The sequence below is a fragment of the Plantactinospora sp. ZYX-F-223 genome (assembly GCF_039649625.1).
Lineage (GTDB): Bacteria > Actinomycetota > Actinomycetes > Mycobacteriales > Micromonosporaceae > Plantactinospora.
Genome location: NZ_JBDJAV010000027.1, coordinates 52269 through 66911, shown reverse-complemented (window position 1 = coordinate 66911; position 14643 = coordinate 52269). Strand labels below are relative to the sequence as shown.

The window sequence follows — 14643 nt, the reverse complement described above, 5'->3', positions numbered from 1 at the left end:
TCGGTCAGAGCGTCGGGGGCCGCTCGGCGGCGAGCATGACCCGGCGCAGCAGGTCGGAGAGGGTACGCCGCTCGTCCGCGGTGAGCGCGCCGAGCAGCCTGTACTCCTCGTCGCCGAGGATGTCCATCGCGCCGAGCCAGGCGGCCCGGCCCTGCTCGGTCAGCTCGATGTCGACCCGGCGCCGGTCGGTGGCCGACGGTGTCCGCCGGACGAAGCCGCGGGCGACCAGGGCGTCGATCCGGGCGGTGACCGAGGGCGGCGCCAGGTTGAGGTCGTCGGCGAGCTGGGACGGCACCGCCCGGCCGTGCCGGCCGGCGAGCGCGTGCAGGGTGTCGAACTCCGGCCGCTGGAGGTCGAAGTCGACCAGCGACTTCTCCCGGACCCGGCGCAGGTGCTGGGCCAGCAGTTTCGCCCGGGTCACCGTGCCCTCCACGTCCGGGTCGAGGTCGGGCAGCACGGGCAGCCAGCGCGCGACGTGCCCGTCGGTCCAGTCCTCCTGGTGTTCCACGCCACAATCCTACGTCGAAGTGGAATTATTCGTTGGCGAAAGGTTCGGCTTCGAAATAACCTCCGAACCCGTGACCCACCCGCTCCGGCTGCGCGCCTTCCAGTTGCTCTTCCTCGGCCGTACGCTCTCCGCGCTCGGCGACGCCGTCGTGCCGGCCGCGCTCGCCCTCGCCGTGCTGCGAGCCACCGGTTCCAGCTCCGCCCTGGCCCTGGTGCTCGGCTGTGCGATGGTGCCGAGACTGCTGCTGCTACCCCTCGGCGGAGTGCTCGCCGACCGGCTCGATCCCCGGATCGTGGCCATCGGCAGCGACCTGGTCCGCTGCGCCGCCCAGGTCTTCGTCGGGGTCGAACTGCTCGGCGGCGATCCGACCCTGCTGTCGATCGCCGTCGCCTCGGCGGTCGGTGGGGTCGCGTCCGCCTTCGCGATGCCCACCACCTCACCGCTGGTCGCCGGGGTGGTCGACGCGCCCGGCCGGCAGCGGGCCAACGCCGCGCTGGGCGCCGCCCGCAGCGCCACCGGGCTGGCCGGACCGGCGCTGGCCGGCGCGTTGATCTGGGCCGCCGGGCCCGGCTGGGCGTTCGTGCTCGACGGTGCCAGCTTCGCGGTCAGCGCCGCCCTGCTGGCCGTGCTCCGGGTACGCCGGACCCCGGTGCAGCGCCACTCGCTCCTCGCCGACCTGCGGGAGGGCTGGTCCGAGGTCCGCTCCCGCGACTGGTACTGGAGCAGTCTGGTGGCGCACGCGGTCTGGAACGGCGTGGCGGCGGTACTGGTCACCCTCGGCCCAGCGGTGGCGATCGACCGGCTGGGCGGCGAGGGCGTCTGGGTACTGGTGCTCGAGGCGGGTGCGGTCGGTCTGCTGGTCGGCTCACTGCTGGCCGGACGGGCCCGGCTGCGCCGGCCGATCCTGGTGGCGAACCTGGGCCTGGCCACCTACGCGCTGCCGCTCACCCTGTTCGCGGTGGCCGCTCCGGCGTGGACCGTGGTGGTCTCGTACGGCGTCGCGCTGGCCGCCCTCGGCTTCCTCAACCCGCTCTGGCAGACCGTCGTCCAGGCGGAGATCCCGTCGCACGTGCTGGCCCGGGTCACCTCCTACGACTGGCTGCTCTCGCTCGCCGCGATGCCCCTCGGGTACGCGCTCGCGCCGCTCGCCGCCGACGCCTGGTCGCCCACCGTGCCACTGGCGCTGGCCGCCGTGGCGGTCGCGGTGGCCTGCCTGGGCACCGCCGCGGTCCCCGGGGTGCGTCGCCCGGTCAGCACCGGCCCGGAGGCCGCGCCGGAACCCGCGCCGGTCGCGGCCGTCCGCTGACCGGTCGCCCGCGCCGCCACCCGAACGGAGCGGGGAAAACCGCTGGACGCGCCGGCCAGACTGACCGGGTGGGAGACATCCTGACCCTGGGCTGGACGGTCCGCGCCGAGCCCGTCGGCGGAGCGGTGGCAGGTGCCCTGCTCCGTGACTACTTCACCGAGATCGTCAGCCGGTACCACCGCCGGCCGACCGACGACGCCGAGATCGACCAGGTGCTGGCGGACGAGCCGAGCGACGACCTGACCCCGCCGACCGGGCTGTTCCTGGTCGGCTGGTACGACGGCGAGCCGGCCGGCTGTGCCGGAGTACGGCTGGGTGACCTGCCGTACGCCGAGGTGACCCGGGTGTTCGTCCGGGCCGGCGCGCGGCGGCGCGGGGGCGGGGCACGGCTGCTCGCCGCCGTGGAGGAGGCAGCGGCGGCGCACGGGGCGACGACGATGCGGCTGGACACCCGGCACGACCTGGTGGAGGCCCGGGCGCTGTACGCCAGACACGGCTACCGGGAGGTGCCGGCCTACGCCGTCTCGCCGTACGCCGACCACTGGTTCGAGAAGCGGCTCGGTTGGCGTCGCGTGCTCGGGGTTGACGCCGGAGCCGCGGCGCGGTAATAAGGAAGAGAACTTGAGTCACCTCGACTCAACTTAACCTTCGGCCCAGGAGAACCGAGGAGGATCGACGATGTTGATGCGTACCGACCCGTTCCGCGAGATCGACCGGATCGCCGAGCACTTCTTCGGCACCACCAGCCGACCGGCGGTCATGCACCTGGACGCCTACCGCGACGGCGACTACTTCTACGCGGCCTTCGACCTGCCCGGCGTCGACCCGGAGAGCATCGAGTGCACGGTGGAGCGCAACGTGCTCACCGTCCGCGCCGAGCGGCGCCGGCCGACCGGCGACAAGGTGGAACTCGTCGCCGCCGAACGTCCGATGGGGGTATTCACCCGGCAGCTCTTCCTCGGCGACACCCTCGACACGGACAAGCTGGAGGCGGGCTACGAGGCCGGGGTGCTGACCCTACGCATTCCGGTGGCCGAGCGGGCCAAGCCGCGCCGGGTCGAGGTCACCGTCTCCGGTGCCGGCCCGCGCCAGATCAACTCCTGATTCCACGTACCACCGTCCCGCGACGCGCGCCCGTCCGGCCGACATCCCGGACCGGCGCGCGTCGGCATTCCGGGCAGCGGCGCCGGTCAGTCCGCTGTGATCCGGTACCGGCCGGCCATCGCCCGGGCGGTGGCCACGAACGCCGCCCGCAGCTCGGCCGGGGCGAGCACCTCGACGTCGGCGCCGAGCTTCAACAGCTCGACGTGCCCGTGCCGGACCGACTCCATCGGCACGGCCGTGTAGCGCCAGCCGGCGTTGTCGACCGGTCCGGCCGCGGCCCGGGCCGCCCGGGACATCGCCGGGGGAAAGATGAAGGGCATCCGCTCCAGCGCCGCCTCGGTCAGCCGTACCGTTGCGGTGGCCTGGTAGACGCTCTCCTCGTAGCGGCGGCTCCAGGCGTGCCAGAAGCCGGCCAGGTCGAAGTCGTCGGGCCGGGTGAAGCTCTCGTCCAGCACCGTCAGCTCCAGCACGCTGCCGATCCGGTAGGCCCGGGGCTCCTCGCCGGCCCGGGCCACCAGATACCAGCGGCCCGCCTTGAGCACCACGCCCAGCGGCGCGAGCCGCCGGGTCACCTCCCGGGGCGCCCGCCAGCGGCGGTACCGGATCTCGACCATGCGCTCCCGCCACACCGCGTCGGCGAGCGCGGCCAGGTGCGGGGTCGGTTCGGCGTCGCGGAACCAGCCCGGTGCGTCCAGGTGGAACCGGTCGCGGGCCCGGGCGGCCCGGCCCCCCAGTTCGGCCGGGAGCGCGGCGAGCAGCTTGAGCTCGGCACCGGCCAGCACGGTTCCCAGGCCGAGTTCGGTGGCCGGGCCGGGCATGCCGGCCAGGAACAGCGCCTCCGCCTCGTCGGTGGTCAACCCGGTCAGCCGGGTCCGGTAGCCGTCGAGCAACCGGTAGCCGCCGGCCGGACCCCGGTCGGCGTAGACGGGTACACCGGCCGCGCCGAGCGACTCGACGTCCCGGTAGACCGTCCGGACCGACACCTCCAGCGCGGTGGAGAGCTCCTGCGCCGTCATCCGCCCCCGGGCCTGCAACAGCAGGAGCAGTGAGACGAGTCGGCTGGCGCGCACCCGAGCAAGATTATCCTGGTATTTCCGAGAGTTGGAGATCGCCGGGCGCGTCTTCGAGGTCCCGGGCGAATGGTCTGAAAAACTTTCTCGCGTGTCCCGATCCACCCTGGTTCGCCGGGCGACGCCCCGACCGGTGTCGATGTCCGCTCCGGCCGACTTCACCGAGGCCTGGCTGCGTAACCGTCGGTTGTCCGAGCACACCCGGGCCGCGTACCGGCGGGATATCGCCGGCTGGCTCGGCTGGTGCGGCAGCCGGGCAGTCGACCCGCTCGGCGCGACGTTCCTGGACGTCAACACGTACGCCCGGGAGCTGGAGTCGAGCGTCGACCCGCGCAGCGGCCGCCCGCTGACCTCGGCAACGGTGGCCCGGAAGCTCTCCGCGCTGTCCAGTTGGTACACGTTTCTCGGCAAGCTCGGGGCGGTGCCGGGCAATCCGGTCTCCGGTGCCGACCGGCCCCGGGTCGACCGGGACCACTCCGCCACCGTGGGCCTGACCTCGGACGAGGTCGACGCGCTGCTCGCCGCCGCCGAGGCCGACACCGGCCCCACCGCGCTGCGCAACCGGGTGGTGCTGGCTCTCCTCGCCGACCTCGGGCTACGGGTCGGCGAGCTGGTCTCGCTCGACCTGGCCGACCTGGGCCAGGAGCGGGGGCACCGCAGCGTGCGGTTCGTCGGCAAGGGCGGCCGGGCCCGCCGCCGGGCGCTGACCCCGGGTTCGGCGTACGCGGTGGACGCCTACCTGGCCGCCCGCGCGATCGTGGCGGGACGGCCAGTGGAGCAGTTGACCGGCGCGCTGCTGGTGACCGCCACCGGCAACCGGCTCGACCGGCACGCCGTGTTCCGGCTGGTCCGGCGGCTGGCCCGGGTGGCGGGCATTCCGGCCTGGGAACGGCTCTCCCCACACTCGTTGCGGCACGCCTTCGCCACCTCGGCCCGGGCCGAGGGGGTGCCACTGGAGGATGTGCAGGACGCGATGGGGCACGCCGACCCGCGCACCACCCGCCGGTACGACCGGGACCGGCACAACCTGGACCGGGACCCGGCGTACGCGATCTGGGCGGCCCGGGCCCGCCGCCGGAGCTGAGACGGCGGGTCCGCCCGGGTCCACCTGCTCAGTCCTGCGGTCGCCGGCAGATGCAGAACGGCTGCCCGGCCGGGTCGGTGAGCACCCGCCACCGGTCACCGCCGGGCTGGAAGTCGGGTCGCGCGGCACCGGCGTCACGGCAGGCCGCCTCGGCCTTGTCCAGGTCGTCGACGTAGAGGTCGAGGTGGTAGCGCTTGCCGCCGGAGCTGTCCGGCCAGGCCGGCGGCTGGTAGCCCTCGACCAGCCCGAAGCCGATCGAGGCGTGCCCGTCGCTGATCATCGCGTACTCGTCCGCGCTGGCGGTGATCTCCCAGCCGAGCGCCCGGGAGTAGAACTCGGCGTGCGCGCGGGGATCCGGGCTGTCCAGGTTGACCATGATGAGGTCGCCGATCTTTTCCATGCCGGCCAGCCTGCCTGCCGTACCTGACACCTCCTGTCAGGTACGGCGACCGAGTCCGCGCACCGCCGCTCTGCCGGGCGGGCGGTTCAGCAGAGCAGGTCCAGTTCGTGGTGTGCCTCCGCCGCGATGTCCGCGCCGCGCAGCCAGCGCCGCGCCCAGAGCCGGGCGGCCACCTCCGCCGTCTCGTCGCCGCCGGCCGCCTGTTCCACCAGCAGGGCGGTGGCCAGCGCGTACGCCATCCGCAACGCCAGCCAGCGCGCCCCGGCCAGTACCGCGACCGACTCCGGGGTCACCTCGGCGAGCGAGTTCCGCAGTTCCGCCGTCGTGCCGGCGAGCGCGTCGGCCAGCGCCGGGTGCAACCGCCGGCCGGTGTCGGTGGCGGCGTCCAGCCGGGCCAGCAGTGGGGTAGCGGCGTCCTCCCGGAGCACCGCCCGCAGCACGTCCAGCGCGAGCACGTTGGTGGTGCCCTCCCAGATCGGCAGCACCTGGGCGTCCCGCAGCAGCCGGGGCACCCCGGTGTCCTCCACGTATCCGGCGCCGCCGAAGCACTCGACGTACTCGCTGGCCGAGGAGACCGCCAGCCGTCCGGTGGCGAGTTTGGCCAGCGGCGCCACGATCCGCAGTTCGGCCGCGGCGGCCGGATCCGCCCCCACCTCGACCCGGCCGAGCAGCGCGAACGCGTGCCCGGCCAGCACGAACGCCCCGGCCGCGTCCACCGCCAGGGTGCCCAGGGTGGCCCGGTGCAGCGGTGCGGTGATCAACCGTCCGCCGGCCACCTGGCGGGCGTCGGCGTATGCCAGGGCGTACCCGAGCCCCCGGCGCATGCCGGCCGCGGCCGCCGCCGCGTTGTGCAGTCGGGTCACCACGACCAGGGTCATCGCCCGGCTCAGACCCGGCACGGACGGGTCACCCAGCGGCCAGGCGTACGCGTCGTGCAGCCCGATTTCGGCGGTCGGCAGTGCCCGGGTACCGAGCTTGTCCTTGAGCCGGTGCACGGTGATCCCCGGCGCCGGGGCGTCCCGGTCGGCGCCCGGCCCGGCCAGCGGCGAGTCGGCGGCGTAGCGCGGGACAAGGAACGGCACCAGCACCCGGCTGCCCCCATCGGCGCCCTCCGGGCGGGCCAGCGCGACCGCCAGCTCCGCGTCGGCGGCCGAACAGAACCACTTCTCGCCGGTGAGCCGCCAGGAGCCATCGGTGGCGGGCCGGCCGGTGGTGGTCGACCGGGCCAGGTCGGAGCCGCCCTGCGACTCGGTCATCCACTGCCCGCTGCTGACCGCCACGGCCGGGTCGGTGGCGGTGAGCCGGGGCAGCCAGGCGTCCCGGAGCGCCGGATCGACCTCGGGGCGGGCGAGCAGCGCGGCGGCGCCGTCGCTCATCGCCACCGGGCAGGAGAAGGTGGCCGACTCCGGACCGTACAGGTGCAGCAGGGCGTGCTGGACGACCCGGGCCGCCGCTCCCCAGGTACTCCGGGCCTGCGCCAGGTACGGCAGCGCGACCACGGCGTGCCGGGCGGCCGCCGCGCGCTGGGCCTGCCAGCCGGCGGAGGTCTCGATCCGGTCGATCCTGGCTCCCCACGGACCGTAGCGGACCAGGGTGGGCGGGTGCGCCTCCGCATCGGCGTGCGCGGCCCGTAGCGGACCGGTGACGTCGGTGGCGAGCGCGGCCAGCCGGTCCGCCGCGGCGGCGTGCCCGTCCGGGCCGAGCTGGCGGTCCAGCCAGGACCGCAGCAGCCGGTCGCTGAAGTACGGGTCGGCGGGTAGCGGGACCGACTGGACGTAGCGTTGCATGGTCGTCGTCCTCGAGGGGCGAGGGCCGGCCGGCGGGCCGGCGAAGCTGGCGGGGGATGGTCCCGACCGTAGACCACGGCGGGCGCCCGGTGGCGCCGACCGAGCCGATCATGGCCGGCGGGTGCCGACCCGACCGGTTCGGCACCCGCCGGACGCGGTGGCTATCTACGGTCGGTGGCATGGGCTACGAGCTGCCCGGCGGGCGCGGGGCACGGCGGCCGCGCCGGCTCCGGGGCGTGCTGTCGGTGGTCGCGGCCGGCCTCTTCGTCTGCTGTGTGGGCGCGGCCGGCCTCGGGGCCTGGAACTACCAGCACGTCCGGCAGTCCTCCGGCGCGGCCCAGGAGGCGGCGGAGGCGTTCCTGCAGGACGTGACCAGCGGCGACGCGGGCGGCGCCTACGACCGGCTCTGCGTCGACACCCGCGAGCGGTGGAGCCGGGACGAGTTCGAGCGCCGCCTCTCGGTGCCACCGACGATCACCCGATACGCCATCGACGACGTCACCGTCGCCAGCGACCGGGGCCAGCTCCGGGCGACCGCGACGGCGAAGCTGACCCGCCGCTCCGGTGCGGTGGACCGGCGGGAGCTGCCGATGATCAAGGACGGCGACGAGTGGCGGGTCTGCGGCGACCCGTTCTGATCCCGACCGGGCCGGCCGGCCCCGGCGTCAGCGGTGCTCGCCCAGGTCGCCGGAGCGGAAGTGTCGCCGGCAGAGCACCTGGTAGCGCACCTCGGCCGCCTCGACGGTGTCGCCGATGACCACCTGCTCGCCCTGCCGGGCCACCGCGCCGCCAACCACCCGGGCGTTGAGCTGCCCCGGGCGTCCACACCAGCAGAGCACCTCGACCTGGATCCGGGACACCTCGTCGGCGAGTTCGAACAGCCGCTGCGCCGCCGGGAACAGGCAGGACCGGAAGTCGCTGGCCAAACCGAACGCGAAGACGTCCACGTCGTAGCAGTCGACCAGCTCGGCCATCTGCTCGACGTGCCGCACGGTGTAGAAGCAGGCTTCGTCGCAGATCAGGTAGTCGAGCCGGTCGCCCTCGGCCCACCGGCCCCTGACGAGTTCACAGAGGTCGAGGTCTTCGGTGACCTCGATGGCCTCGTGCGCCAGGCCGATCCGGGTGGTGATCTGCGGGCCGAGGGAACGGTCGATCCTGGTCAGCACCAGTCCACGCCGGCCCTGCCGGGCGTGGTTGTAGTTCATCTGCAGGGCCATGGTCGACTTGCCACAGTCCATCGGTCCCCAGAAGAACTTCAGGGCGGCGCCCTGACGTAACCGGCCGTCGCCGGCAGCGAAGCACGCCTGGGCGAGCGCGGACTCGTCGCCGGCGGACAGGGTCGGGCTGGTGCGGCTGTCGTCGGTCACGGTCGGGGAGCCTAGGCCACCAGGTGTTTCCGGTTCGACCCGCCGTGTCGTTGACCACTCTGGTCGGCCGACCGACCAGCGGGCCGCGACTCAGCCCGCTCAGCCCGCGACTCAGCCCGGTCGACCCGCGACTCAGCCCGGGCCGGGGTCGCCGTCCGGCAGCCGGCTGGTGATCCCGGCCCGCTCGTCCGCCGGGAGCGCCGGCACGAGATGCTGGTCGACGAGGTGCCGCAGGCCGGCGGCGAGGTCGGGGTCACCCTGCACCAGGTCCCGCAACCGGCGCTGCCAGCCCTCGGCGAGGGCGCGTTCCAGGGCGGGGTCGCCGGCCTGGCGGGCGGCGAGCACCTCGGCGCGTACCTCGGTCAGGTCGGCGGCCACGTCGTCCGCCTCCCCGGGCCGGACCTGCCGCCAGAAGGCCACCACCTCGGCCCGGGCCGCCGGCCAGCCGGCACCGGCCATCACGCCGACCAGTGCCGTACCCGCGGCCACCTCGATCCGCTCCATTCCGCGCCTCCCGCCCACGTGCCGCCCCGGGCCCACCCTAGGCCAGATCGTGCCGCTGGTCGCCCCGGTCGGCCAGCTCGTGCGGGCCGACCCGGGCCGACGCGGCAGCCGGCGGGCTGCGGCGGTACCGGCCGGTCAGAGCCGTTCCGGCGGGGTGTTGCCGGCGGCGACGATCGCCCTCCGGATCGGCACGGCGGCCAGCAGCACGAACCCGATCACGAAGAACGCCAGCAGCGAGATGATCGCCACCCGGTAGCTCTCGGTCATCCCGTACGCCAGCCCGAACAGCAGCGGCCCGAGCCAGCTCGTGCCCTTGTCGGAGATCTCGTACAGCCCGAAGTACTCGGCCTCCTTGCCCTTCGGGATCAACTGGCTGAACAGCGACCGGCTCAGCGCCTGGCTGCCGCCGAGCACGATGCCGATCCCACCGCCGAGCAGCACGAACGGCAGCGCCTGGTTGGCCGGCAGCCGGAACGCGACCGCCAGCACGACGGTCCAGAGCACCAAGCTGATCAGGATGGTCTTCCAGGCACCGATCCGCTTCGCCAGCGCGCCCATGCCGAGCGCGCCGAAGAAGGCGAGGAACTGCACCATCAGGATGGTCGGCACCAGGACGTCGTCGGAGAGCTTCAGCTCCTCGGTGCCGTACACCGCGGACAGCGAGATCACCGTCTGGATGCCGTCGTTGTAGACCAGGTAGGCGACCAGGAAGAACAACGTCAGAGGGTACGCCCTGAGGCTGCGCAGGGTATGCCAGAGCTGGCGGAACCCGTCGAGCAGTACCGGTCCCTGTGCCGGGCCGGCGACCGGCGGACGGTTGCGCAGCCGGATCAGCGGAATGGTGGTGAACGCCGCCCACCAGATGCCCGCCGACACCATGCTGTACCGGGCGACCTCGCCGGTGTCCAACCCGAGCGAGTCCTTGAACAGCACCGCCGCGACGTTGATCGCCAGCAGCAGCCCGCCACCGATGTAGCCGATCGCCCAGCCGATGCTGGAGACGCTGTCACGTTCCTCCGGCCCGGCTATCTGCGGCAGGAACGAGTAGTAGACGACGATGCTCGCCCCGTAGGAGATGTTGGCGACCAGGAACAGCCCGGCGCCGAGCAGATAGCGGTCGCCGGTCAGGAACAGCAGCCCGACGGTGGCCGCCGAGCCGATGTAGGCGAAGAGCGCCAGCATCTCCTTCTTGCGCGGCGACCGGTCGGCGACCGCACCGACCAGCGGCAGCACGAAGACGGTCAGGAACACCGACAGCGACACCATGTACGGGAAGAGCGAACCGGGCGCGATGTCGATGCCGAGCAGGCTGATCCGCCCGCCCCGGCACGGGTCGTCCGAGGCGCAGCCGGCGGCCGCCTTCGCGATCGAGGTCAGGTACGGGCCCAGGAAGACGGTGATCACCGTCGTGTTGAACGCCGAGTTCGCCCAGTCGTAGAAGTACCAGCCGACCCGCTCGTGCCGGGTGCTGGGTGGCGCGTCCGGCGCCGTCGCGGGGATGGTCTCGGCCATGTCGGTCCTTCGGTATCGGGGGTCGGGCGGGCCTGGTCCGGCCGACCTACCGATCGGACGGCCAGTGACCGCGGCTCTGGTACGCCTCGCGCAGCACGTCGACGTGATCGGTCATGATGCCATCCACACCGAGGTCGAGTAACTCGTTCATCTCGGTGATGTCGTCGATGGTCCAGACGTGCACCTGGAGACCGAGCCGGTGCACGTAGTCGACGAACCGCCGATCGACCACCTTGACCCCGCGGTAGCGGACCGGCACCTGGGCGGCGACCACCGTCGGCGGCAGCATCAGCCGCCGGTTGGCCAGCGAGGCGAGCCGTACCCGGGCCACCCCGCGCAGCCCGAGCGAGGTGGCGATCTTCGGCCCGGCCAGGATCCGCAGCCGGGCCAGCCGGGCGTCGCTGAACGAGGCGAGCAGCACCCGGTCGCCGGCCCCGGCCCGGTCGACGGTACGCACGGTGGGCGCGACCGCGCCGTCGGCCTTGACGTCGACGTTGAACCGGATCTGCGGCCAGGCGCCGAGCACGTCGTCGAGCCGGGGTACCGCCGCCGCCCCGCCGACCCGGATCGTCTTCAGGTCCGTCCAGCGCAGTCCGGCGATCCGGCCGTGCTCGCCGGTCATCCGGTGCAGGGTCGCGTCGTGGAAGACCACCGGCACCTCGTCGGCGGTGGCGTGCACGTCGGTCTCGACGTACCGGTAGCCGAGCCGGACCGCCCGGGCGAACGCCTCGGTGGTGTTCTCGTCGCCGCGTGCGGCGCCGCCCCGGTGCGCGAACGCCAGCGGTGTCGGCGCGTCGAGGTAGGCGAAGTCCCGGATCACGGTGCGAGTATGCCCGGCCCGGTTGGCCGTCCGGTGACCGGAGGGCGGCGCTTTCCCCCGACCGACGGGAACTCTTCCGGGCGGTGAACGGCACCTGGACAGCGCGGCGCCCGCGCCCCGACGTCCGGCCATCCGGGCATGACGGACCGCGACGGGAGGTCGGCGAGGGTTCAGTATGGTGCTCGCCATGCGGCTGCTCGCCATCGACTTCGGCACCTCCAACACCGTCGCCGCGGTGCGGGGCGCCGACGGCCGGGCCCGGCCACTGCTCTTCGACGGCAGCCCGCTGCTGCCCTCGGCGGTCTGCCTCGACCCGGGCGGCACGCCGCTGACCGGCCGGGACGCCTCCCGGGCGGCCCGGCTCGACCCGGCCCGGTTCGAGCCGGCGCCGAAACGGCGGATCGACGACGGGGCGGTGCTGCTCGGCGACCGGGAGGTACCGGTCACCGAGCTGGTCGGCGCGGTGCTGCGGCGGGTCTCGGCCGAGGCGTACCGGCAGCTCGGCGGGGTCGACGAGGTCCGGCTCACCCATCCGGCCCGGTGGGGGGAGCGCCGTCGCACCGTGCTGGTCGCCGCCGCCCGCGCCGCCGGGCTGCCGCCGCCCCGGCTGGTCGCCGAGCCGGTCGCGGCGGCGGCCTACTATCCGGCGGTACTCGGCACGGTGCTGCCGCCCGGCCGATCGCTGGCCGTCTACGACCTGGGCGGGGGCACCTTCGACGCCGCCGTGGTCCGGCGCACCGCCGACGGCTTCGACGTGCTGGCCGAGTCCGGCCTGACCGACCTGGGCGGGCTGGACTTCGACCAGGCCCTCGTCGAGCACCTCGGCCGGGGCTACGCCGGCGGCCGGACCGAGCTGTGGCACGGCCTGCTGAGCCCGGCCGACGCGGGGCAGCGCCGGGCGCGGGAACTGCTCTACGACGACGTCCGGGCGGCCAAGGAGCTGCTGTCCCGGGCCGCCAGTGCCGAGCTGCACCTGCCGGCGCTGGACCTGCGGGCGCATCTGACCCGGGACGAGTTGGAGTCGCTGATCCGCCGGCAGCTCCAGCAGACGGTGAACTGCCTGGCCCGGACGATCGCCGCTGCCCGGCTGGACCCGGCCGACCTGGTCGGGATCTTCCTGGTCGGCGGCTCCAGCCGGATTCCGCTGGCCGCCCGGCTGATCCACGCCGAGTTGGGCGTCGCCCCGACCACCCTGGAGCAGCCGGAGACGGTGGTCGCCGAGGGAGCCCTCCGGCTCGACGACCCGCCGGCCCGGCCCGCACCGGTGCCGTCGCCCGGACCGGCCCGGGCCGGATCGGCTCGTGATGGATCGGCTCCGGCCCGGGCCGGATCGGCTCGTGATGGATCGGCTCCGGCCCGGGCCGGATCGGCTCGTGATGGATCGGCTCCGGCCCGGGCCGTGGCGCCGCTCCGGCCGGCGCCCGCCCAGCCCGAGTGGCCGGCTCCGGCCCGGCCCGGTCAGCCCGGGGCGCAGCCGGCCGGCCGGTTCTGGACCGGGACGGCCGGGCTGGTCTGGACCGGGACGCTGGCCCTGCTGGTGGTCGCCGCGCTCGTCGTGCTGGTCGCGGTCCTCGCTGCCGGGCCCGGCTGACTGCGGGGGCAGGCCGGGACGCGACCGGGCCGGCGATCCGCCCCCGTGCCGGAGGACGGACCGCCGACCCGTCGGGTTGGCGCGGTCAGTCGCGTTGTCGCGACTCGCGGTCAGGCCGGAGACTCGGTGCGGGCGCCGGCCCACTGGGTGTGGAAGCTGCCCTCGGTGTCGACCCGCTGGTAGGTGTGGGCACCGAAGTTGTCCCGCAGGCCCTGGATCAGCGCGGCCGGCAGCCGGTCCCGCCGCAGCCCGTCGTAGTAGGAGAGCGAGGAGCCGAAGGCGGGGGCGGGCACCCCGGCCTGGGCGGCGTAGCTGACCACCCGCCGCCAGCTGGCGACGCTCTCCGCGACCCCCTGCACGAAGTACGGCGCCACCAGCAGCGTCGGCAACTGCGGGTCGGCGTCGTACGCCTCCCGGATGCGGTTGAGGAACCGGGCCCGGATGATGCAGCCGCCCCGCCAGATGGTGGCCAGCGCCGCCGGGTCGATGTCCCAGCCGTACTCCTGGCTGCCGGCCCGGATCTGGTCGAAGCCCTGCGCGTAGGCGACGATCTTCGAGGCGTACAGCGCCTTGCGGACGTCCTCCACGAACGCGTCCCGGTCCACCTCACCGGTCGGCGCCTCGCCCCCCGCGTCGGCGTACGCCCGGGCCGCGGCGGCCCGCTGGTCGGCGTGCCCGGACAGCGAGCGGGCGAACGTCGCCTCGGCGATCCCGGTGATCGGCACGCCCAGGTCGAGCGCGCTCTGCACCGTCCACCGGCCGGTGCCCTTCTGCTCGGCCTGGTCGAGGACGATGTCGACGAACGCCTTGCCGGTGCCGGCGTCCACGTGCCCGAGCACGTCGGCGGTGATCTCGATCAGGAACGACTCCAGGTCGCCCTCGTTCCAGCCGGCGAAGATCTTGCCGATCTCGGCCGGTGTCGCGCCCAGCCGCTCCCGGAGCAGGTCGTACGCCTCGGCGATGAGCTGCATGTCGGCGTACTCGATGCCGTTGTGCACCATCTTCACGAAGTGCCCGGCGCCGTCCGGGCCGATGTGTGCGCAGCACGCCACCCCGTCGACCTGGGCGGCGATCGACTCGAAGATCGGCCCGAGCTTGCGGTACGCCTCGACCGAACCGCCCGGCATGATGCTCGGGCCGAGCAGCGCACCCTCCTCGCCGCCGGAGACACCGGTGCCGACGAAGTGCAGCCCGTGCTCGCGCAGCGTCTCCTCCCGCCGCCGGGTGTCGGCGAAGTGGGCGTTGCCGCAGTCGATGACGATGTCGTCGGGTTCGAGCAGCGGGATCAGCTCGTCGATGACGGCGTCGGTGGGGCGGCCCGCCTTCACCATCACGATGACGGCGCGGGGCCGCTCCAGCGAGGCGACGAAGTCGGCCAGCGACTCGCTCGGCACGAACGTCCCCTCGTCCCCGTGTTCGGCGACCAGGCTCCGGGTCCGCTCCGGCGACCGGTTGTGCACCGCCACCCGGTGACCGTGCCGGGCCAGGTTCCGGGCCAGGTTGCGGCCCATCACCGCCAGCCCGGTCACCCCGATCTGGGCCGTGGCGCCGGTGCCGCCGCTCGTCGTCTCCGCCATCTTGCCGCTCGCT

Annotated in this window: 15 protein-coding genes; 6 read left to right on the top strand and 9 right to left on the bottom strand. The window is 74.1% G+C overall.

Annotated elements, in window-relative coordinates:
• Positions 1 to 4: 4 nt before the first annotated feature.
• A complete protein-coding gene (locus AAH979_RS25885) occupies positions 5 to 508 on the bottom strand; it encodes a MarR family transcriptional regulator (protein WP_346260724.1) in 504 nt (167 codons plus the stop codon).
• A gap of 70 nt (positions 509 to 578) precedes the next feature.
• Here AAH979_RS25885 and AAH979_RS25880 point away from each other — a divergent pair, with 70 nt between their 5' ends.
• The 3 genes from AAH979_RS25880 to AAH979_RS25870 all read left to right on the top strand — a co-directional run bounded on the left by AAH979_RS25880 (position 579) and on the right by AAH979_RS25870 (position 2918).
• Complete coding sequence (locus AAH979_RS25880; protein WP_346260723.1) at positions 579 to 1814, top strand: MFS transporter; 1236 nt, start codon at positions 579 to 581, stop codon at positions 1812 to 1814.
• 68 nt (positions 1815 to 1882) lie between these two features.
• Complete coding sequence (locus AAH979_RS25875; protein ID WP_346260722.1) at positions 1883 to 2422, top strand: GNAT family N-acetyltransferase; 540 nt, start codon at positions 1883 to 1885, stop codon at positions 2420 to 2422.
• Positions 2423 to 2492: 70 nt separating this feature from the next.
• Positions 2493 to 2918 (top strand): Hsp20/alpha crystallin family protein, encoded by a 426-nt coding sequence (locus AAH979_RS25870; RefSeq protein WP_346260721.1) that lies wholly within the window; start codon positions 2493 to 2495, stop codon positions 2916 to 2918.
• 86 nt (positions 2919 to 3004) lie between these two features.
• Here the strand turns inward: AAH979_RS25870 and AAH979_RS25865 are convergent, their stop codons facing one another.
• The gene (locus AAH979_RS25865; RefSeq protein WP_346260720.1) at positions 3005 to 3988 is read right to left on the bottom strand and encodes a WYL domain-containing protein; all 984 of its coding nucleotides are present in this window, start codon (positions 3986 to 3988) and stop codon (positions 3005 to 3007) included.
• Between the two features lie 139 nt (positions 3989 to 4127).
• On the opposite strand from AAH979_RS25865, the gene AAH979_RS25860 reads away from it, so the two are divergent.
• Complete coding sequence (locus AAH979_RS25860) at positions 4128 to 5072, top strand: tyrosine-type recombinase/integrase (RefSeq protein ID WP_346260786.1); 945 nt, start codon at positions 4128 to 4130, stop codon at positions 5070 to 5072.
• Between the two features lie 28 nt (positions 5073 to 5100).
• Here the strand turns inward: AAH979_RS25860 and AAH979_RS25855 are convergent, their stop codons facing one another.
• Positions 5101 to 5472: a VOC family protein gene (locus AAH979_RS25855; RefSeq protein WP_346260719.1), complete on the bottom strand. Its 372-nt coding sequence runs from the start codon at positions 5470 to 5472 to the stop codon at positions 5101 to 5103.
• An 86-nt stretch (positions 5473 to 5558) separates the two neighbouring features.
• The gene (locus tag AAH979_RS25850; RefSeq protein ID WP_346260718.1) at positions 5559 to 7259 is read right to left on the bottom strand and encodes an acyl-CoA dehydrogenase family protein; all 1701 of its coding nucleotides are present in this window, start codon (positions 7257 to 7259) and stop codon (positions 5559 to 5561) included.
• A gap of 179 nt (positions 7260 to 7438) precedes the next feature.
• On the opposite strand from AAH979_RS25850, the gene AAH979_RS25845 reads away from it, so the two are divergent.
• Positions 7439 to 7897, top strand: a complete 459-nt coding sequence (locus AAH979_RS25845; protein WP_346260717.1) for a hypothetical protein — start codon at positions 7439 to 7441, stop codon at positions 7895 to 7897.
• 27 nt (positions 7898 to 7924) lie between these two features.
• On the opposite strand, the gene AAH979_RS25840 is transcribed toward AAH979_RS25845, so the two are convergent.
• The 4 genes from AAH979_RS25840 to AAH979_RS25825 all read right to left on the bottom strand — a co-directional run bounded on the left by AAH979_RS25840 (position 7925) and on the right by AAH979_RS25825 (position 11462).
• Entirely contained in the window at positions 7925 to 8518 is a 594-nt protein-coding gene (locus tag AAH979_RS25840; protein WP_346260785.1) for a thymidine kinase, read from the bottom strand.
• 240 nt (positions 8519 to 8758) lie between these two features.
• Entirely contained in the window at positions 8759 to 9130 is a 372-nt protein-coding gene (locus AAH979_RS25835) for a hypothetical protein (RefSeq protein ID WP_346260716.1), read from the bottom strand.
• A gap of 135 nt (positions 9131 to 9265) precedes the next feature.
• Positions 9266 to 10642: an MFS transporter gene (locus tag AAH979_RS25830; protein WP_346260715.1), complete on the bottom strand. Its 1377-nt coding sequence runs from the start codon at positions 10640 to 10642 to the stop codon at positions 9266 to 9268.
• A 46-nt stretch (positions 10643 to 10688) separates the two neighbouring features.
• On the bottom strand, positions 10689 to 11462 hold the full coding sequence (locus AAH979_RS25825; RefSeq protein ID WP_346260714.1) for a glycerophosphodiester phosphodiesterase: 774 nt from the start codon (positions 11460 to 11462) through the stop codon (positions 10689 to 10691).
• A gap of 187 nt (positions 11463 to 11649) precedes the next feature.
• Between AAH979_RS25825 and AAH979_RS25820 the strand changes: the two genes are divergently transcribed.
• The gene (locus AAH979_RS25820) at positions 11650 to 13053 is read left to right on the top strand and encodes an Hsp70 family protein (RefSeq protein WP_346260713.1); all 1404 of its coding nucleotides are present in this window, start codon (positions 11650 to 11652) and stop codon (positions 13051 to 13053) included.
• 110 nt (positions 13054 to 13163) lie between these two features.
• Here the strand turns inward: AAH979_RS25820 and gndA are convergent, their stop codons facing one another.
• On the bottom strand, positions 13164 to 14630 hold the full coding sequence (gene gndA, locus AAH979_RS25815) for an NADP-dependent phosphogluconate dehydrogenase (protein WP_346260712.1): 1467 nt from the start codon (positions 14628 to 14630) through the stop codon (positions 13164 to 13166).
• Positions 14631 to 14643 lie beyond the last annotated feature (13 nt).

Bases quoted from the DNA above. Each gene is read 5' to 3' on its own strand.
- AAH979_RS25870 (WP_346260721.1), top strand. From the start codon at position 2,493: ATGTTGATGCGTACCGACCCGTTCCGCGAGATCGACCGGATCGCCGAG.
- AAH979_RS25860 (WP_346260786.1), top strand. From the start codon at position 4,128: ATGTCCGCTCCGGCCGACTTCACCGAGGCCTGGCTGCGTAACCGTCGG.
- AAH979_RS25855 (WP_346260719.1), bottom strand. From the start codon at position 5,472: ATGGAAAAGATCGGCGACCTCATCATGGTCAACCTGGACAGCCCGGAT.
- AAH979_RS25850 (WP_346260718.1), bottom strand. From the start codon at position 7,259: ATGCAACGCTACGTCCAGTCGGTCCCGCTACCCGCCGACCCGTACTTC.
- AAH979_RS25845 (WP_346260717.1), top strand. From the start codon at position 7,439: ATGGGCTACGAGCTGCCCGGCGGGCGCGGGGCACGGCGGCCGCGCCGG.
- AAH979_RS25835 (WP_346260716.1), bottom strand. From the start codon at position 9,130: ATGGAGCGGATCGAGGTGGCCGCGGGTACGGCACTGGTCGGCGTGATG.
- AAH979_RS25830 (WP_346260715.1), bottom strand. From the start codon at position 10,642: ATGGCCGAGACCATCCCCGCGACGGCGCCGGACGCGCCACCCAGCACC.
- AAH979_RS25820 (WP_346260713.1), top strand. From the start codon at position 11,650: ATGCGGCTGCTCGCCATCGACTTCGGCACCTCCAACACCGTCGCCGCG.
- gndA (WP_346260712.1), bottom strand. From the start codon at position 14,630: ATGGCGGAGACGACGAGCGGCGGCACCGGCGCCACGGCCCAGATCGGG.